The organism is Sorangium sp. So ce131 (assembly GCF_051519095.1).
Classification (GTDB): Bacteria; Myxococcota_A; Polyangia; order Polyangiales; family Polyangiaceae; genus Sorangium.
Map to the genome: position 1 here is coordinate 2,241,755 of NZ_CP150455.1, position 18,927 is coordinate 2,260,681.

Here is an 18,927-nt window from a genome sequence, read left to right on the forward strand (position 1 = left end):
AGCCTCAAATGTCTAACCAGTCCAAGCGGATTCTTCTCAATGCGTTCCACATGAACTGCGTGGTGCACCAGTCTCCCGGGCTGTGGATCAAGCCGGGCGACACGATGGAGCGCTACACCGAGCTCGACACGTGGGTAGAGCTCGCCAAGGTGCTCGAGCGCGGCAAGTTCGACGCGCTGTTCCTGGCGGACGTGGTCGGCGTCTACGACGTGTTCCGCGGCAACCGCGAGGCGGCCGTCTCGAGCGCTGCGCAAGTGCCCGTGAATGACCCGCTGCCCTTGATCCCGGCGATGGCGCAAGCGACCGAGCACCTCGGCTTCGCCTGGACGAGCTCCGTCCTGCAGAACCATCCCTTCGCGTTCGCTCGCACGGTCTCCACGCTCGACCACCTGACCCGCGGGCGCGTCGCCTGGAACATCGTGACCTCGTACCTGGAGAGCGGCGCCAAGAACTTCGGACAAAAGGGCCTGCCCAAGCACGACGAACGCTACGACATCGCCGACGAGTACCTCGACATCTGCTATCGGCTGTGGGAGTCGAGCTGGGAAGATGGCGCCGTCATCAAGGATCGCCAGCGTGGCCTCTACACCGACCCGTCGAAGGTTCACAGCGTCGACGTGGATGGGAAGTACTTCCAGGTTCACGGTATCCACCTGAGCGAGCCGTCGCCGCAGCGCACCCCGCTGCTCTACCAGGCGGGCAGCTCGCCGCGTGGCCGCCAGTTCGCGGCGCAGCACGCGGAGTGCGTGTTCGTGCTGGGGCCGAACCCGGGCGTCGTCGGCCAGTACGTTGCCGACACGCGCAGTCGAGCGAGCGCGCTCGGCAGGAACCCGGATGATCTGAAGTTCCTCTCCTACGTGAAGGTGATCACCGGCGGCACCGAGGCCGAGGCCAAGCGCAAGTACGACGACTTCCTGGAGAGCATCAGCTACGACGCCAGCATGGCCCTGCTCTCGGGCTGGTCGGGCATCGATTTCGGCGCGTTTACCCCCGATCAGCCGCTCGAGTACATCGAGACCAACGCCATCCGAACGCTGCTTCACGGTTTCACCGAGGCCGACCCGGCCCGCAAGTGGACGCTGCGCGATCTGGCCAAGTACATCGGCATCGGCGGCGCAGGGCCCGTGCTGGTGGGCGCGCCAGAGCAGATCGCCGACCAGCTCGAGCGCTGGGTCGCGGCAGGCGTCGATGGCTTCAACCTCGCGTACGCGATCACGCCGGGCACGTTCGTCGACTTCGTGGACGGCGTCGTGCCGGTGCTACAGCAGCGCGGCCTCACGCAGCGCGAGTATCAGCCAGGCACGCTGCGCGAGAAGATCTACGGCGCCGGCCAGAAGCGGCTGCTCGATCGGCACCCCGCCGCCAAGTACCGCACCAGCTCTTCAGGGCAACGGCGCGAGCCGGCGGCATCCCTCGACGCCGTAGCCGAATAATCAGACTTTGACGCAATCGAGGCCGCTCACCGGCGACAGCTGTCATCATCCCTTGACCGTGACCAACGGCCAGAGTCGCGCCACGCGCCGCGCGATCCCCGCATCCTCGACGGAGCGCACCACCGGCGTGATGGGTTTGTAGGCATACGGCGCCTCCTCCTTCATCCGCTGGTGGTACTTCGCGAGGATGTCGCGCCGCCGCCGCACGCAGGGCGCGTCGGGGTCGAGCGGCGTCACGACATGCAGCTTCTCCACCGCCCGTCGATAGAGGTCCTCGTCCGCGTGCGCAGAGCGGCCGCGGGTGAGGCTGCGGCCCGCGCCGTGGCACGCGCTCGCGAGGAGCTCGGCGTGCCCAGCGCCCGCGAGCACCCAGCTCGCGTCGCCCATCGAGCCGGGGATGATCACCGGGTGACCGGTGTACCCGAACGCGCCGCCGTGTCCATCCGGGCCCCCGGCGGGCGTCGCGCCCTTGCGGTGCAGGTACCGCGGCTCGGCGCCGTCTGGCTCCCAGATGAGGTTGTGCGGCGCGTCGTACACGAGCTTGCTCGCGACCTTCCGGCCAAGGACCTCTTGCATCGCGCGCACCCCCATGAGGCCCAGGAAGAGCCGGTTCGCAAACGCGAAGTTCGCGGCGTTCCTCATCGCATCGAGGTAGACCGAGGCCTCGTGGGCGTGGGGTCCCACCGCCGGCAGCACGTAAAAGCCGTGCGCCGGGTGGGGCACCCCCGCGGGGTACAGGGCGCGGGTGCGCTCGTTGAAATAGCCGCCGACCGCGTGTCCGAGCCCGACCGAGCCCGCGTGGGCCATGATCGTGACGGCGTTCTTCGTCAGCAGCGATCTCGCGCGGATCCGGCGTGCGAGGAGGGTGGCTGCGCGCATGGGCGCAGAGAACAGAGCGGCGCTGACCGTGTCGTCGGCACGGCGCGCGACGCGCGACGCGCGGACCATCGTGTGTGCGGGAGTCGGATTGCTCCAGGTGGAGAGGGCCGGCGAGCTGTGCGCCGCCGTGCGACGGGCCATGGGCAGCAGAAAGCATGATCGCCACGGGCTGCTGCTTCCCAGGGGATCGCTCGCTGGACTAAGGTCGGCCCCGTCCAGCGCTGCGCCGACATGGCCAGACGCATTCCCCGTAGAGGTTTTGCATGAAGAGCGCATCCGCGATCGCCGCAACGTGTGTCTGGCTCGTGGCTCACCTGGCCGGCTGCGGAGGCGGCGGCTCCGAAGGGAACCGCGGGGCGGGTGGAGCGGCCGCGTCGACGTCCTCCTCGGGCAGCGGCGGCGACGGCGGTGCGCCGACGTCCTCCTCGGGCAGCGGCGGCGACGGCGGTGCGTCGACGTCCTCCTCGGGCAGCGGCGGCGACGGCGGTGCGTCGACGTCCTCCTCGGGCAGCGGCGGCGACGGGGGCAGCGGCGCCTCGACATCGTCCGCAGGCGGCGGAGGCAGCGACCCGTCGGCGTCCTCCACAGGCGGCGGCGGGGGCAGCGACCCGTCGGCGTCCTCCGCAGGCGGCGGCGGGGACTTGTGCATCCTGGACGACGACGCGAACCCGTGCACCGACGACCGCTGCGACGGCTTCATGACGGTCCACCCGCCGAGCGCGGCCGGCACCCCGTGCTCGCGGCACGACGGCGAGTGCGACGGCCTGGGCCACTGCATCGAGTGCCGCTCCCCCGCCGACTGCCCGGGCACGGACGACGTTTGCCGGACGCGCAGCTGCGTCGACGGCCAATGCGGCTTCGATATCGCGCCGACGGGCACGCGCTGCGACGACGGCGACGAGTGCACCGCAAGGTCCACGTGCGCGGCCGGCGCCTGCACCGCCTTCGAATGGATCGCTTCCTGCCCATCCGGCACGACCTGCCTCCAGGGCGCGTGCGTCGCGCCCGCGTGCACCGGCGGGCATCCCGTCTTTGATCCACAGGCGATGGTGGTGGCCGATCTGAACGGCGACCGCCTGCCCGATCTCGCGGTCGCCAGCGGCGGCTGGAACGCCGTCGTGGTGCTGTTCGGCCTGAGCGACGGAACCTTCTCCCGCGCGATCGTATACACTGTGCGCATCCGACCCACCTCGGTGGCGGCTGCGGACTTCACCGGCGACGGCCGGCTCGACCTCGCCGTGGCCAACGCCGGCAGCGACAACCTGAGCGTGCTGCTCAACCGAGGCGACGGCTCCTTCTTCGCACCGTACCACTATGGCATGGGGACGTCCCCCGTCTCGGTCGCGGCCGCCGACCTCGACGGCGATGGAAAGATCGACCTCGCCGTGGCCAACGCCGGCAGCAACGACGTGACGGTGCTGCGCGGCAGTATCGGTGGCGGCTTCGACCGGACTTTCACCTTCGCCGCGGGCACATCGCCCGCCTCGGTCGCGGCCGCCGACCTCGACGGCGATGGCCGGCTCGACCTCGCCGTGGCCAACGCCGGCAGCGACGACGTGACCGTGCTGATCAACCTGGGCGACGGCACCTTCGCCGCGCCTGTCAGCTTCGCCGCGGGCACGTCGCCCGCCTCGGTCGCGGCCGCCGACCTCGACGGCGACGGCGCCGTCGACCTCGCCGTGGCCAACGCCGGCAGCGACGATGTGACTGTGCTCTTCAACGAGGGCGCTGGCACGTTCGCCGCGCCTGTCAGCCTCGCCGCGGGCCAGGAGCCCCGAGCGGTCGCGGCCGCCGACCTCGACGGCGACGGCAGGGTGGATCTGCTCGTGGCCGATCGCGGCAACGACGTGGTGAGCGTGCTGCGCAACCGAGGCGACGGCCTCTTCGCCGCCGCCCTCCACCACAGGGTGGAAGCGGCCCCGGTCGCGGTCGCGGCCGCGGACCTGGACCGCGACGGCGACTCCGATATCGCTGTCGCGAGCAACGGCAGCGGCGTCGTGAGCGTCCTCCACCACGAGGGCGACACCTTCGTCGCCCCGGTCCGCTACGCTGCGGGCGCGGAGCCTCGCGGGATCACGTCGGCGGATCTCGACGACGACGGCGACCTCGACCTCGCCGTCGCGAACGCCGACAGCGGGAGCGCGAGCGTGCTGTTCAACCAGGGCAACGGCACCTTCGCCGCCGCCGTCGACCACGTCACGGGGGCCCGCGCCTCCGAGGTGGCCGCGGGGGACCTCGACGGCGATGGCCTGATCGACCTCGCGGTCGCGAATGGCGGCGTCGGCACCGTGAGCGTGCTGCTCAATCGAGGCGGCGGCGCGTTCGCGCCCGCGGTCGACCATGCCGTGGGCTCATCGCCCATGGATCTCGCGATGGCGGACCTCGACGGCGACGGCGACCTCGACCTCGCCGTCGCCGCCTTCAGCGACGACGAGGTGGACGTGCTGCTCAACCGGGGTGACGGCACCTTCGACCCCCGGATCAGCCTTGATGCGGGCCCGGGCCCCTTGGCCCTGGCCGCAGCGGACCTGGATGGAGACGGCCTGCCCGATCTCGCCGTGACGAACCAGAACCCCTCGGGCTTGAGCGTGTTGCTCAACGAGGGAGCGGGCGCCTTCTCGTCCCGCGAGGTCTACGAGACCAACGCGTCTCCGTCGGCCGTCACGGCGGCGGACGTGAACGACGACGGCGCGCCCGACCTCGTGGTCGGGCACAAGGACTATGGCGCCACGAGGGTGCTGCTCAACGACGGCGCCGGGTCCTTCGTCGCCGCGGGGGACTTCAGCTACGGCGCCAACAGGCTGGCGGTGGCGGATATGAACCGCGACGGCAGGCTCGACCTTGCCTACGCGGCCGACCGGGGCGGCGTCTTCGTGCAGCTCAGCCGGGGCGGCGACACGTTCGCACAGCCGATCGGTCACGCCACCGACGAACCTTCCTACGCGCTGGTGGCCGCGGATCTCGACAGCGACGGCAGGCCCGATCTCGCCGTTACGCACCACGGGAGCAACAGCGTGAGCGTGTTCCTCAACGGCTGCCTCCCGTAGAGCCACGCTCCTCCCGCCGGCGGGGAGCGGCAACCTGCGCGGGGAACGCGGCGGTGGTCGCCAGGCCGCATGGCAGCGCATTTTGAGCGCGCGGCGATGGTACGGATCGAGAGCTGGGACGATGAGGGGCTGGAGCGGCTCGTCTTCCTGGCTTTGACTTCGAGCAGACCGTCGAGGTTGTCGTTGAGGTAAAAGAAGCCGGATCGCAGCGCGAAGAAGTGTAGCGCAGCAAACCGAAAGGGTGGGGCGGCGAGCGTCGTGATGGCTCGGTCCTGGGTCGAAAGAGCGTGGTCCGGGCGGCGCCGAGCGCGCCACGGGGCGCATCGGCGTGCCTGGGCACACGTGTCCGTCCAGGCGTTGGTCTGGCCCGGGAGGTGCGTCGCGAGACGTTATGCGGCGTCACCGGGCGCCTTGCGGCGCACAACGGTGCTCTTCCAGTACGGCGGCCGCCGCGTCGGCGCTGGGAGAGCGTGCTGGGACGTCGGTCGGCTCGCCGAGCGCGGAGAGGAAGCGGGCGATGTTCCTTGGCTCGGTCACCATGGCGACGAGCTTCATCCGCCCCTTGCAAGTTGGGCACTCGAGGACGTCGATCGCAAATGTGCGGCGCAAGAGCTCGGCGCGGTTTGTCGATCGCCCGATAGCCGCCACGCTTGCGTTTCGAAGCGGCGTCTTCGTCCGCCTTCGTAGGCTCTTCTGGCTTCGCAGGGCGCGGTCCGATGCGCTTGCGCGCCAACGTGGGCGACTTGCCGAGGCGAGCACGCCCGCGTACTTGACGGTGTGAAAGCGCGGCGGCGGGACGCTGGCCGCGAGGCGGCACAGGAGCGAGAGCGGATCCATGTCCACCGCGACAGTCCCGTCAGCGAAGGCGCGCTTGAGCGAGAGCCGCACCAGGCCGTCCTGCTGAGGCTCTCGGCTTTGTCATCTGCCCAACTTGCAAGGGGCGGATGAAGCTCGTCGCCATGGTCACCGAGCCCCGGAACATCGTCCGCTTCCTCTCCGCGCTCGGCGAGCCGACCGATGTTCCAGCACGCTCTCCCAGCGTCCACGCGGCGACCACCGTACTGGAAAAGCAACGTTGTGCGCCGCAAGGCGCTCGGTGACGCCGTAGAGCGTCTCGCGACGCGCCTCCCGGGCCAGACCAACGCCCGGACGGACACGTGTGCCCACGGCACGCCGATGCGCCCCGTAGCGCGCTCGGCGCCGCCCGGACCACGCTCTTTCGACCCAGGACCGAGTCATTACGGCGCTCGCGGAGACGAGCGGTCAGTTGATGTCGAAGAACTGCTGGCAACAGCCCTGCGTGAGGTGACACACCTCCCTGGGCGCGCCCTCGCACGTCCCGACCTCGACTCCCTCGACGAGACACGAGCACATCGTCGTGCCGTCCTCGGACGGCCCGCACTTGACCTCGTGCTTCTTGCTGAGGCACGCGGCCGAACACGCGCACTCGTTACCCTCCAGGCCGTGCGGGTATTCGCACTCCAGGTCGCGGCACCCGTGAGCGTCGAGGCACGCGTAGTACGCGTCCTTCTCGTCCTGGCAGTCGGCGGGCAACCCCTCCTTACAGGTGGAGGCTTCAGGCAGCCAGCACGAATAGTACGCGAAGACCTCGTCCTCGCACGCGGGGCGGGCCAGCGGGATGACCACCAAGCCACAGCTGTCGGCGCAGTCCAGATCCGGCGGATCGCAGCCGTACAGCTTGTGCGCCTCACAGATGGCCAAGCACGCCTGCATAGCGCTCGGAGCTCCCGCTTCTCCGCCGCCGCTGCCGCCGTCGCCGACCATGGTGGTGCCGGTGCTGCCGCCGCTGCCGCCACCGCTGCTGCTCGGCCCGCCGCCGTTGTCACCGCACGCCCCTAGCAGCGTGGAAAGGGCCATCACCGACAGGAGCCAACCGGTGCGAACGCCACCTTTCATTGCGATCTCCCTACCTTGTCATTCAGTGTGCGAGGCACGCGATCCAGGCGTGCTCAGGAGCCGCCCTCGTCGGGGCCGCGATGTTCACTGGATGCCGCCGTCACGTGGGGTCCTTCGGAAATTCGTCCGGGGGATCGGAATGCTGCGCCAAGGCGTCTCGCGAGCCCTGGTGTTCGAGATGCCTGACGACCGCCGCCGCGGGGGCTGACCTCGACCGAGCAGGTTGGGTCCTCTCGCTCCGCGGACAGCGGCTCCCTGGGCTCGGGGCTGACCTACTCGAAGTAAGCAGCGAACAGGGTTTGCTCCGTCGAGGAGAAAGAACGGGGGCCGTTGCCCAGGCTCGAGGTGTAGATGATGTCGCAGGGGGAGACAGCGCCCACGTACTTGGCCTGTCTCCCTTCCGGACCGAGCCTCACGACCGCCCCCTCCCCCTCGGGAATGGCAGCGAGGGGGCCCCCGGCCACATGGACGAGCACCGTGGGCCCGGTGCTGCACTCGCGCGGATGTGCCGGCGTGTCATCCGGTGGGCTGTCAGGCGTGGTGGGCGGATCCTCCGTGGTGTCCGGCGGGTCGCCCGGTGTGGCGGGGTGCGGGGAACAGGCAGACAGGGCGATAGCAACGGTGCCGGCAACGAGGAGGCGCCTCGACGATCTCCGAGCAAACAGGGAGGTGCACAGGCGGCTACCGACGCCGCCTTGCGCGCGACACAAATGTGGAATTAAGCCCGAGCGATTCGATGGTGTCAAGTCAGCGGTCGGGTCGTCAGCGCGTCGCTCGGCGGCGCGACCGCCTCGAGCGCCGGCGGAAGAACACAGCTTCTGCACTGTTTCCTCGCTTTCACTCCCGAGGCGCTCCCGAGGGCTCGCAGGCGGGACCGTTCGCGTCCCGCTCCCTCTGCCTCCTGGATGCCGCCCGGGCAGGGCGTCCTTCACCAAATCGAGCGCGGTCTTCTGTTCTCCGGGTGAAGCGCCTGTCGCACTCGCGACCACGCGAGCTTCGACCGCTCTCGCCGAACTCTTCCAGCGTCATCCTCGCCGCGTGGGTCGAGCAGCTCGGGGTGCCGAGCTACCGCGGGTGTGAGGTGACGGGGGTTGCCCAGGAGCCGGCGCTGGGCATCCGGCAGGGAGGGTCTACGAGGACTTCCGCTGTCCGGGGGGGGCCTCGGCGGCCGCGGGTCCGGCGTTGAGCAGGATGGGTCGCACCTTCACCGCGTGCGCCTCACCGCGCCGGAGCGGGCGAGCGTCTCTGCGCTCTTCCCCTCCAGCGCTCCGACGACGTTCGCCACGACGCCGCGGACGAATCGCCCCGCCGGATCGTCGTCGGTGGCGCGCAACCACAAGAGCTCGAGCAGCGCGCCCTCGAGAGAGAACGGCACGGGGATCGCTCGCAGATGCGACCGCGCCCGGATGAGGTGATCAGCGAGCAACGACGGCACCGTGGCCACGAGGGAAGAGCCCTCGACGAGGTCCGCGATGTAGCCGAAGGAGTGCACGGAGACGCGGACCGTCCTGGCTTTGCCCAACGCGTCTTCCACGACGCCTCGCGTGTCGCCGGCGTACGAGACGACGATGTGCTCCTGGGCGAAGTAAGCGCGCTCGGTGAGCGGGCGTGGGAGCTTGGTGAAGCGTGCGTCGTACAGGCAAACGAACGCCTTCGGCCCGCGCTCGTGTGCGGTGAGCGGCTGGCGGAGGATGGATCTCGGCAGCTCGTCCGCCACGGTGACGGCGAAGTCGATCTTGCTCGAGAGCAGGCTCTCCTCGACGGTCCGGAACTGCACGGGCAGCACGATGAACTGCATGCGCGGCGCCTCGGCACGGAGCTGGGCTACCAGTCTCGGGAGGATCACGGACTCGAGCCCGTCGGCGAGCCCGAACCGGATCGTGGCGGTCGAGAGCTTCGGGTCGAAGCGCGGCGCCGCCGTCGCGGCGGCGATGAGCGGCCCGAGGTGCGCGCGCGCCGCCGCGAGCAGCTCGGCGCCGCGCGTCGTCAGCGCGACGCCGCGACCTTGACGGGTGATGAGCTCGGCGCCGACGAAGGTCGCGAGCCTCCGCATCGAGGCGCTCACGGCCGGCTGCGTCACGTAGAGGCGCGCCGCCGCGCGCGTGAGGCTCCCTTCCTCCGCGACCACCACGAACACGCGGAGCAGGTTCAGGTCGAGATCGCGGCCATAACCGCCGTTTATGTTCCCCATCACGACTATCCATTAGCATTTCTGTCTGCTCCGCCGTACTCCTTTCCGTGGGTCGCGGCGCCGGCGGAGGCGCCTGACGCGTGAACGCTCCCTCGGAGCTCGAAACAGAGGTCCAGTCATGAAACTCCAAGGCAACACCATCCTCATCACCGGTGGAAGCGGCGGCATCGGCTTCGAGCTCGCGTCGCAGCTCCTCCGCCGCGGCAACACGGTGATCGCGACAGGCCGCGACCAGGACGCGCTCGACGCCGCGCGGCGGAGGCTGCCTGGGCTGCGGACCCTCCGGAGCGACGTGCGAGACCCGCACGCGATCGCGGCCCTCCACGAGCACGTGATGAAGGAGTTCCCCGCGATGAACGTCCTCATCAACAACGCAGGGATCATGCGCAAGGTCAACCTGCAGACCTTCGGCGCCGATCTCCAGGGCATCACGGAGGAGATCGAGATCAACCTGAGCGGCTCGATCCGGATGGTGATGCAGTTTCTCCCGCACCTCAAGGCCCAGGCCCGCGCGGCGATCGTCAACGTGTCGTCGGGGCTCGCCTTCAACCCTTACCCGATCGCCCCGATCTATGGCGCGACGAAGGCGGGGATCCACTCGTTCACGCAGTCGCTGCGCGTCCAGCTCAAGCAGACGAACGTGAAGGTCTTCGAGCTGGCGCCTCCGGCGGTGGACACGCCACTGAACCACACGTTCGCCGACGAGCTCCGGGGCACGCCGCTCATGAGTGTCGCGAAGCTCGTCGATGAGGCCCTGACGGGGCTCGAGAGAGACCGCCCGGAGATCCGCGTCGGCTTCGCGAACGTCTCCAAGCTCATGAGCCGCATCGCGCCCGGCTTCATCCTCAAGCAGCTCAGCAAGCCGGTCGATCAGATGCTCGCGCAGATGAAGCAGCTGAGCGGCTAGAAGCGCATGGATGGATGTTGCACGGGCGCAGGGGAGACGAGGAGCCCTCGCCGGCGCTGCGCAAGCCTGATTCATCGGCCGCCGTGTCATAAAGGGCCGGGAAGGAGCACGCGATGATGACGGAAGCACGAAGCGGTCGAGAGGGCCGCTCTTCGACCTCGAAAGAACCCTACACGGCGGGCGCCGTGACCTCCAGGGACGGCACCACGATCGGCTACCGCCAGATCGGCCGAGGTCCCGGCGTCATCCTGGTGCAAGGAGCGATGGGGACCGCCGCCAACTACGACCAGCTCGCGAGGGCCTTGGCCAACGACTTCACGGTCTACCTCCCTGACCGGCGGGGGCGGGGCATGAGCCCGCGGGCGTACGACGCCGGGCACTCCATCGACAGAGAGGTCGAGGATCTCGACGGCCTCCTCTCGCGAAGCGGCGCCCAGCTCGTGTTCGGGCTCAGCTCGGGAGCGATCATCACGCTCGAAGCTGCGCGCGCCTTGCCCTCCGTCCGCAAGGCGGCCGTCTACGAGCCCCCGTTTTATCTGGAGGGAGTGCCCTTCGATGGGATCGCTCGCTTCAACGACGAGATCCGCCGCGGTCAGCTGGCCTCGGCGCTCGTCACGATGAGCAACATGGTGCGTCTCGCCCCGGGGCTCCTCGCCGCGGTCCCCCGCCCGCTGCTCGCGCTGGCGGCGAGGGGATTTCTCCGCCTGGACGACAGGAGGGGCTCAGGGCAGTACGCGCCGGTGCGCGAGCTGCTCCCGGCGATGCGCTTCGATTTCAAGATGGTCGTCGACAGGGGAGAACGCGTCGCGTCGTTCAAGGCCGTCGAAGCCGAGATCCTCCTGCTCGGAGGCACGAAGAGCCCGAGGTACCTGAAGGACGCCCTCGATGCGCTGGAGACGATCCTGCCCAGGGTCCAGCGGACGGAGCTCGAAGGCGTCGGTCACGAGGCTCCCTGGAACGCCGATCGGGGAGGGAGCCCCGAGCTCGTCGCGCAATCCCTGCGCGAGTTTTTCAGGGAAGACCGCGCCTGAGCTCCGGCGTCCGCCGAGCGGCGCCGGCGATGTGAACCAGAGCAGGCTGCCGCGCGCCCGGAGCCACGGAGCTGCCAGAGTACATCACCGCGCCGGAAGTCGCCGAGCCGACGGTTCACCCCCTCAGCGGAATCCTGGCGGTATTTCTGACATGCGAAGCCGGGCCGGATGGTCTGGTAGGTGGCATGGTAGGAATTTGTTGATGCTACCGTCGTAGGCGTACGCTCTGCCTGCCGTCGCGGTGTGCCAGCGTGAGCGACCGAGCGGAGCTCGACTCGCGATCCTGGAGAGGGCGATCCCGAGCAGCGCGCCCACGTCCCGTGCGCGCGAACCCGCAGCGCTGCGGCGCGCTCCGCCTGCGGCTCTCCTCCTTCGCCGCCTCGAGGCCAGCGTGCTTCTTGCGCTGGAGCAGGTCGCGCAGGGCAGGGTAGCGTTGTCCGCGGCCTCGCGGTCGTTCCACGGTGAAACCTTTGCGAACCGCCCGTGTCCAAGGAAACCTAATGCGCTCGATCCCCCGCTCCGCCTTCACCGCCCTCCTCGCCGCGATGGGGCTCTCCCTCGCCGCCTGCGCCGCCGCCCCGCCGCCCGGGCCGGGCGCCCCTTCCGCCGCGGGCGACGACCGCGCGGCGCCCGCGCCGCCCCCGCCGCTCCCGGAGAACGAGGCGTTCGCCGTCCACGGGACGCTCAAGGACGAGTTGCTCCCGAGCCTGAAGCCGGCGCCCTTCGACCCGCAGACCGCGCTCGTCTACCCGGCGCCGGCCGGAGTGCCCCCCGCGCCGCACATCTGCGAGGCGTTCGTGCGGCGCGCCGCCGTCGCGCCCGCGCAGCCCTGCGACGACGCGCAAGGCGCGCTCGAGGCGCTCGACGGCGCGCTCGCCGAGGACGACGCCGCGACGCGCGACGCGCGGCTCGCGGGCGTCGAGGCGTGCGCGGGCCTGGAGGCGGGCCTCGCGCGCGCGCTCCGGGCCGAGCTCGCGCCGATCGCCTGCGGCGATGTGATCGCCGTGCCGCTCCTGAAGGCGCCGCCCGCTGCGCTCCAGGGAGACCTCTACCAGGTGCTGCGCGGCCTTACGCTCGCCGCCCGGCTCGCGCGCACAGCGACCGATCCGCCCGCGCTGCGGCCGCCCTACGATGTCCAGCGCGTCCTCGCGTTCACCAAGGGGCCGCTCTTCACGTGGGTGACGGAGCAGGACCGGGCGATCGAGGATCTCGGGCAGCTCGGGCTTTGGCTTCCGTTTTACGCGAAGGGCCTCGTCGCCGTGGAGTCCGGGCGGGCCTATATGCGGCTCGTCGAGGTGGTCCGATCCGCGCCGCTGCCTGACGCCATGCGGAAGGACGCGGAGCTCGCCAACGTGTACTACGGCGAGCTCGATCAGTTGCTGGAGCCCTGGAAGGCCAGCGGCCGCGACGCCGCGCTCGTCGGCCTGCGCGAGCTCTCGGAGGTCGGCGTGCTCCGCGACGCCCGCGTGGACGGCGCGCGCGCGATGCTGTCGCGCCTCTACGGCGGCCGGCGCGTCGACGCGCTCGACGCGCTGGAGCTGCCGCCCCTGCCGCCGGCCGCGCCGTCGTCCGTCGAGGAGCGGCTCGCGGGCGCGCTGCCGACGTACTACGCAGGCCGCCTGCTCCCGCCCGACGCGGCCGCGCGGCCGGGCACGCTGCGGATGTTCCTCGAGCGGGGCGTCCCGCTGCCCCAGCGCGCCGCCCTGCGCGCCGCCCAGCTCTCGCCCGAGGCGCGGCTGCTTTACGCCAGGGCGCGGATCGAGCTCGGCCGGCTGTACTGGCGCGCCGTCGACTTCGACCAGGCGACGGCGCTGCTCACGGCGTGGCCGGAGGGCACCCCGCGCCCGCCCGAGGCGACGATGCTGCTCGCGCTCGCCCTCGGCCTGCGCAACGGCCCCGAGGACGCGGCGCTGATGATGCGGCGGGCGCCGCTCGCGGGGCTCGGCCTGGGCGAGCTCGCCGCGCTCGACTGGGTGGCCCGCGCGAAGCCCGCGTCGCCGTACGCCGGCATCGCCGCGTTCGACGCCGCCGTGATCCAGCAGATCGCCGCCCCGCAGGGCGCCGGCGCGGGCTACTGGGACGAGGTGGCCGCCCGCTTCCGCGAGGCGCAGGCGCTCCTGACGGGCCCGCTCGCGCAGCAGGCGGAGGAGCGGGCGCGCGCGGCCGACGAGATCGCGAAGGCGGCGCGCTGACGCGCGGCGAGGTGACCGGGCACGTCGATGGCGGTGGTGATGAGCCTGGAAGGAGGCGGTATCGTGCCGGCTTCGATGGTCCAGATCCTGCCCGCCGAGTCCTCGCCCACGCCGCCGGCCCAGGAGACGGTGCCCTGCGAGGTGCGCCGTGCTTAGGGAGCTGGATCTCGCCGGCGTCGGCCCCGCCGACAAGCTCACCTTCGGTCCCCTCACCGAGCGGCTGAGCCTCATCACCGGCGCCTTCGCGCGGCCACGTCGCCCGAGGCCGAGGCCGCGCTCCGCGACGCGAGCAGCCTGCTCCGGGAGTCGAGCCCCGATCCCGCCGAGATCGCGCGGGTCAACGAGGAGCTGCTCCGCCTGCTGCCGGAGATGGACCCGTTCCTGGTGCGTTGGCGGCTTTACTTGGATCAACACGTCGAGGGGACGCCGGCTTGATCCGCGTCGAGCGCGTGGACGAGCCCGCCGGCTTCGACGCCAGCGTGCGCAAGAAAGGCCAGAGCGCGCTCCTCGAGCTGATTGGCTCGCCCGAGGCTCCCAAGCGACGCGGTAAGAAGCGAGAGAAGCTGGCGGACCGGATCGAGGATCTGCCCGCCGACGCTCTCCCTGCTTACTGGAGAGATGCGCTACCCGACCTGAGGACGGCCTAGCGCGACCTCTGCGCCTACCTCGGCATGTACATCGATCCAGCGACCGGTCTCGCCACCGTCGACCATTTCAAGTCGAAGTCGAAGCATCAGCGGCTCGCCTACGAGTGGAGCAACGTCCGCCTCGCAGCGCATCAGATCAACACCGACAAGGACAACTATGACGACGTCCTCGATCCCTTCGAGATCCAGGACGGCTGGTTCGTCCTCGACCTGCTCACCTTCAAGGTCGACGCCGCGGAGTGGCTCGACGAGGCCACACGCAAGGCCGTACTGGCGACCCGTGATAGGTTGAAATTAAATGAGCCTACATACTGCGCCGCGCGGGCCCGGTACCACGACCTCTACCACGGCCTGAAGACCGAACGTTACGACCCGGACGAGCCGCTCCCCTTGAAGTGGCTCCTCCGCCATTGCCCCTTCGTCGCCCGGGAGCTGCACCGCCAGGGGCGGCTCCGTCCGGGCGACACCATCGTCGATGGCGCCTCGAAACCGATCGCGAAGCAGCGCCCCGATGGTCCACCCTGAAGATGCGCGACGCATCGAGACAGTCGAGTGACGCGAGCACCTCGTCAGAGCCTGCGGACGCCGGCGAGCTGCGTCCTCGGCGATATCGTACTAGCCCCCGGTGCCGCCCGTGCCGCCAGCGCCACTGACATCGCCGCCAGCGCCACTGACATCGCCGCCAGCGCCCCCTGTGCCGCCCATACCACCAGCGCCCCCGGTGTCGCTGGCATCGCCGCCAGCGCCCCCAGCGCCGTCCGCGCCGCCAGCGCCGCCAGCGCCCCCCGCGCCGTCCGCGGCCCCAGCGCCGCTTATGGGATTCAGGATCGGGCCCGGGCTTATCACTCCTCCTCCCATCGAGGCAAAGTCATAGATGCGGTCGGTCGAGAAATAGACACCGATCGGCTTGAGCACGACACCCGAGCCCACGACGACGCTGGTCCCCGATGGGCCGGCTCCCCAGGCAAAACCGCCGACGCTGACGATATCCCAGGTGACCTTCTGGAAGACCGGGTAAGCCGAGACCCGCGCAAACGCAGCCGTCGGGACGAAGTAGGACGTGCTGGCCTGAAGCGTGATGCTCTCGGTCACGCTGAACCCGACCGCATCGGAGATGTCCGAGCTCGAGGGCACGCAACCTCCCGACAGGCTCGAGCCAGGCATGTCCCAGGGGGGCAGGTCGTTCGGGGCCGTGCCATTGCCCGGATTGCCCCAGGGAGGCTGGTCGTTCGGGGCCGTGCCATTGCCCGGCATGCCCCAGGAGGGCGGGTATCCCGGAGCCGCACCGTTGCCCGGCATGCCCCAGGAGGGCGGGTATCCCGGAGCCGCGCCGTCGCCCGGCATGTTCCACCAGGGCTGGCCATCCGTGGGGGCGCGGGAACCCGGCGCGCCCGGCGTGCCTGGGAATACCCCCGAGCCGGGCGTGCCTGGCAGGTTGCCCACGGGGGCCCCTCCGGCGCCAGGCATGCCCAGAAAGCCCGCGCCAGGAAACGACGCGCCAGGATAAAACCCGCCAGGGAAGCCCAACCCCGCACCCGGGAAACCCGCCGTGCCCGAGGAGGGCTGGGAGCTCGGGGGCGTGAAGCTGTTCGTGGCGGTCCCCGTCACGGTCACGGAAGGCTGGACGCTCGTCGACACGGCGACGTCGAGGATACGCGGGCCGAACCCCTCCGATACGCTGAGCAGATGGGCGGGATCTTCCCATCGGTACGTCTCCGGCAGGACGATCACGTTCGCGATCGCCTGGCCGTAACAGAGGGTTCCGCGGGCCTCGCCGACCTCGACGTGGACGCCGCCGCTGTCCGCGATCTCCGGCGCCTCGCGCGGGCCCACGCAGGTGAGGGATGGAACGAGCACCATCGCCGTACCGAGCGTGATCCTTCCGTCAGGTACAAACATCTGCGCTCCCCAGGTTGAAATCAGAGCCGCACATGGCCCGCGCCGCCGAGGCATGGAGAGCGCCCGGGGGCGGATTCCCCCGGGCGTCCCGGCGTCCCGGATGTTTTCCCTCGGAGTGGCCGGCGATCAGGGGCCAGAAGCCATCTCACGAAGCGCGCGAGCTCGCTGCCTCCAGCGCGGAGGCCACAAGCTCGTCGAGCACAACGTGCCGATGCGGCGACCCTGGATGCAAGAAGCGGGGGATGGCCAGGGGAGCTCGCATGTGGGCGCCGCGCGGAGATCAGGCGCAAAGGATGGCTTCGATGGACTGGCGCTTGCCGCCCTCCCCACGCGCGTGAGCGGCGCGCACACGGGGCCGGAGCGGACCTGCCCGAACCGGCAACCGTGCCCGCGCGCGTGGCGCAGGAGAGGCGAGTGTGAAGAGATCTGCGGCCGTGAGGGCCGCGCTGCGCGCGGCGCTCGGGATCCACACGATGGCCGCCTGCGCGTCAGGAAGCGAGCCGCTTCACGAGGATCGGTCCGTCGAGCCGACGGCGTCCTCCCTGGCGGCGGCGACACCGAGGTCGCGCGGATACACGTGGGAGGCCGTGCGCCTGAACGACTTCAACTTCGACGGCATGGGGGACATCCTCTGGAACAACACGGAACAGAGCCTGATGGCGATCTGGCTGATGGAGGGAGACAGGGTCCTTTCGCCGGGGCCGTTCATCCCGGGACCGGTCGGCGAGGGATGGGCGGCGGCGAACGCGGGCGACTTCAACTTCGACAGCATGGCCGATGTGCTCTGGTGGAACGAAGAGCAGAACCTGATCGCGATCTGGCTAATGGATGGAGACAGGCTCCTCGTTCCGGGGCCGGTGATCCCGGGGCCGCTCGGCCAGGGCTGGGAGGTGCACTCGGTGACCGACTTCAATCTCGACGGGATGACGGACGTGCTCTGGAACGACCCCGAAGAGAACCTGATCACGGTCTGGCTGATGGATGGAGACAGGCTCCTCGTTCCGGGGCCGGTGATCCCGGGGCCGGCCGGCGAGGGATGGGTGGCGCCCACCGCGCAGGACGCCAATTTCGACAACATGGGCGACGTGTTCTGGAACAACCCCGAGCAGAACCTGATGGCCGTGTGGCTGATGGAGGGCACGCAGCTCCTCGTCCCGGGGCCGGTGATCCCGGGGCCGCTCGGCAGCGGCTGGCGCATCGTCACCTCGGAAGACACGAGCTTCGACAGCATGGGAGACGTGCTCTGGAACAACCCCGAGCAGAACCTGCTGGCCGTGTGGCTGATGGAGGGCACGCACCTGCTCGCGCCGGGGCCGGCGATCCCGGGGCCGCTCGGCAGCGGCTGGGCAGTGCGCCCCGGCACCGACGTCAACTTCGACGGCATGGGGGACGTGCTCTGGTACGCCGCCGGGACGGACCAGGCGGCGGTCTGGCTGATGGACGGCACGCAGCTGCTCGCGCCAGGGCCGGTGATCCTGGGCCCCCTCGACGGCCTGTGATGGAGCGCGCTGGTCGCGGCGGCGGCCGAGGGCGGCCCGCGGGGCGAGCGTGAGGAGGTCTCTCTTGGCGGTGAAGCGCCTGCGGGTGATCCTCGCGGTACACACGGCGCTCGCCTGCGCGTGCGGCGCCGACCCGTCCGACGAGGGCCGAGCGCCCCCGCCGGCCGCGTCCTCCCTCGAGGGCGCGCAGCGGCTGAGCAGCACGAGCTGGGAGGTCGTCCAGGCGTTCGACTTCAACTTCGACGGCATGGCCGATGTGCTCTGGAACGACGCCGAACGGAGCCTGATGGCCGTCTGGTTCATGGATGGATCCCGGCTGCTCGCGCCGGGTCCGTTCATCTCCGGGCCGGGCGGCGGAGACTGGGTCGCCAGGGCGAACGACTTCAATTTCGACGGCATGGGGGACGTGATCTGGCGCCATGCTGGACAGAACCTGATGGCGGTCTGGCTGATGTACGGAGGCCAGCTGCTCGCCCCGGGCCCGATCCTCCCGGGCCCGAGCGGCGAGGGATGGACGAACAGGGCCACGGATTTCAACGGCGATGGCATGTCGGACGTGATCTGGAACCACGCCGAGCGGAACGTGATCACCGTGTGGCTGATGGAAGGGAGCCGGCTGCTCGCGCCGGGCCCGATCCTCCAGGGGCCGAGCGGCGGCCGCTGGGTGGTCGGCGGCGTGGCCGATCTCGACGGCGATGGCATGTCGGACGTGGTCTGGAACGACGCCGAGCGGAACCTGATGTCGGTGTGGCTGATGGAAGGCGCCCAGCCGCGCGCCAGGGGGCCGTTGATCCCGGGGCCGCCCGGCGAGGGGTGGATTGCCTTGAGAGCGAACGATTTCAATTTCGACGGCAACGCGGATGTGCTCTGGACCAACGAAGAAGAGGGCTTGATGGCCGTGTGGCTGATGAGCGGCACCGCGCTGCTCGCGCCGGGGCCGATCCTCCGGGGTCCGGATGGGGAGGGCTGGTCGGCGCACGCCGCGGGCGACGTCAATTTCGACGGCATGGTCGATGTCGTCTGGCAGCGCGACGGGGCGAGCGAGATGGCGGTGTGGCTGATGGAGGGGAGCCAGCTGCTCGCGCCGGGGCCGGTGATCGCTGGGCCCCGCGACGGCGGCTGACCGCGTCGGCCCGTCGAGCGACTGCCGCACGGCGCTGCCGAGCAGGATGACGGCCGCCGCGAGCCTGACGCCGGCCAACGCGCGGCGCAGCGTCTCGCGCTGACACGCCGGGCGAGCCGGGCGCCCGCCAGGCTGCCTGCGGGACGCGGCGACGATCACGGG

The 18,927-nt window shown here is 70.4% G+C and carries 16 protein-coding genes; 10 read left to right on the forward strand and 6 right to left on the reverse strand.

Annotated features, from left to right (window positions below; genetic code table 11):
* Positions 1-8: 8 nt before the first annotated feature.
* Positions 9-1,433: an LLM class flavin-dependent oxidoreductase gene (locus WMF43_RS08195; RefSeq protein WP_437678854.1), complete on the forward strand. Its 1,425-nt coding sequence runs from the start codon at positions 9-11 to the stop codon at positions 1,431-1,433.
* Between the two features lie 45 nt (positions 1,434-1,478).
* Here the strand turns inward: WMF43_RS08195 and WMF43_RS08200 are convergent, their stop codons facing one another.
* Together WMF43_RS08200 and WMF43_RS08205 are read right to left on the reverse strand one after the other, a co-directional pair.
* Entirely contained in the window at positions 1,479-2,312 is an 834-nt protein-coding gene (locus WMF43_RS08200) for an RtcB family protein (protein ID WP_437678855.1), read from the reverse strand.
* A gap of 310 nt (positions 2,313-2,622) precedes the next feature.
* On the reverse strand, positions 2,623-2,961 hold the full coding sequence (locus WMF43_RS08205) for a hypothetical protein (protein WP_437678857.1): 339 nt from the start codon (positions 2,959-2,961) through the stop codon (positions 2,623-2,625).
* Between WMF43_RS08205 and WMF43_RS08210 the strand changes: the two genes are divergently transcribed.
* Positions 2,954-5,359 (forward strand): FG-GAP-like repeat-containing protein, encoded by a 2,406-nt coding sequence (locus tag WMF43_RS08210; RefSeq protein WP_437678859.1) that lies wholly within the window; start codon positions 2,954-2,956, stop codon positions 5,357-5,359. The two genes, WMF43_RS08205 and WMF43_RS08210, sit on opposite strands and share 8 nt — an antisense overlap.
* 399 nt (positions 5,360-5,758) lie before the next feature.
* On the opposite strand, the gene WMF43_RS08215 is transcribed toward WMF43_RS08210, so the two are convergent.
* Positions 5,759-6,247 (reverse strand): hypothetical protein, encoded by a 489-nt coding sequence (locus WMF43_RS08215; RefSeq protein ID WP_437678861.1) that lies wholly within the window; start codon positions 6,245-6,247, stop codon positions 5,759-5,761.
* A gap of 56 nt (positions 6,248-6,303) precedes the next feature.
* Between WMF43_RS08215 and WMF43_RS08220 the strand changes: the two genes are divergently transcribed.
* The gene (locus WMF43_RS08220; RefSeq protein WP_437678862.1) at positions 6,304-6,459 is read left to right on the forward strand and encodes a hypothetical protein; all 156 of its coding nucleotides are present in this window, start codon (positions 6,304-6,306) and stop codon (positions 6,457-6,459) included.
* A gap of 163 nt (positions 6,460-6,622) precedes the next feature.
* Here WMF43_RS08220 and WMF43_RS08225 read toward each other — a convergent pair whose 3' ends face one another.
* Positions 6,623-7,240, reverse strand: coding sequence for a hypothetical protein (locus tag WMF43_RS08225; RefSeq protein ID WP_437678864.1), 618 nt, complete (start codon positions 7,238-7,240; stop codon positions 6,623-6,625).
* A 1,240-nt stretch (positions 7,241-8,480) separates the two neighbouring features.
* Positions 8,481-9,467: a LysR family transcriptional regulator gene (locus WMF43_RS08230; RefSeq protein ID WP_437678866.1), complete on the reverse strand. Its 987-nt coding sequence runs from the start codon at positions 9,465-9,467 to the stop codon at positions 8,481-8,483.
* A gap of 118 nt (positions 9,468-9,585) precedes the next feature.
* Here WMF43_RS08230 and WMF43_RS08235 point away from each other — a divergent pair, with 118 nt between their 5' ends.
* The 5 genes from WMF43_RS08235 (at position 9,586) to WMF43_RS08255 (ending at position 14,769) form a co-directional block, all read left to right on the forward strand.
* Positions 9,586-10,374: an SDR family oxidoreductase gene (locus WMF43_RS08235; RefSeq protein ID WP_437678868.1), complete on the forward strand. Its 789-nt coding sequence runs from the start codon at positions 9,586-9,588 to the stop codon at positions 10,372-10,374.
* 185 nt (positions 10,375-10,559) lie between these two features.
* Positions 10,560-11,405 (forward strand): alpha/beta fold hydrolase, encoded by an 846-nt coding sequence (locus WMF43_RS08240; protein WP_437678870.1) that lies wholly within the window; start codon positions 10,560-10,562, stop codon positions 11,403-11,405.
* 500 nt (positions 11,406-11,905) lie between these two features.
* Positions 11,906-13,597: a hypothetical protein gene (locus tag WMF43_RS08245; RefSeq protein WP_437678871.1), complete on the forward strand. Its 1,692-nt coding sequence runs from the start codon at positions 11,906-11,908 to the stop codon at positions 13,595-13,597.
* 431 nt (positions 13,598-14,028) lie between these two features.
* Positions 14,029-14,244, forward strand: coding sequence for a hypothetical protein (locus WMF43_RS08250; protein ID WP_437678872.1), 216 nt, complete (start codon positions 14,029-14,031; stop codon positions 14,242-14,244).
* Between the two features lie 24 nt (positions 14,245-14,268).
* Complete coding sequence (locus WMF43_RS08255) at positions 14,269-14,769, forward strand: hypothetical protein (RefSeq protein ID WP_437678874.1); 501 nt, start codon at positions 14,269-14,271, stop codon at positions 14,767-14,769.
* A gap of 90 nt (positions 14,770-14,859) precedes the next feature.
* On the opposite strand, the gene WMF43_RS08260 is transcribed toward WMF43_RS08255, so the two are convergent.
* The gene (locus WMF43_RS08260; RefSeq protein WP_437678875.1) at positions 14,860-16,143 is read right to left on the reverse strand and encodes a hypothetical protein; all 1,284 of its coding nucleotides are present in this window, start codon (positions 16,141-16,143) and stop codon (positions 14,860-14,862) included.
* A 416-nt stretch (positions 16,144-16,559) separates the two neighbouring features.
* Between WMF43_RS08260 and WMF43_RS08265 the strand changes: the two genes are divergently transcribed.
* Together WMF43_RS08265 and WMF43_RS08270 are read left to right on the forward strand one after the other, a co-directional pair.
* A complete protein-coding gene (locus WMF43_RS08265; RefSeq protein ID WP_437678877.1) occupies positions 16,560-17,642 on the forward strand; it encodes an FG-GAP repeat domain-containing protein in 1,083 nt (360 codons plus the stop codon).
* A 70-nt stretch (positions 17,643-17,712) separates the two neighbouring features.
* Positions 17,713-18,765 (forward strand): FG-GAP repeat domain-containing protein, encoded by a 1,053-nt coding sequence (locus tag WMF43_RS08270; RefSeq protein WP_437683970.1) that lies wholly within the window; start codon positions 17,713-17,715, stop codon positions 18,763-18,765.
* The last annotated feature ends 162 nt before the right edge of the window (positions 18,766-18,927 follow it).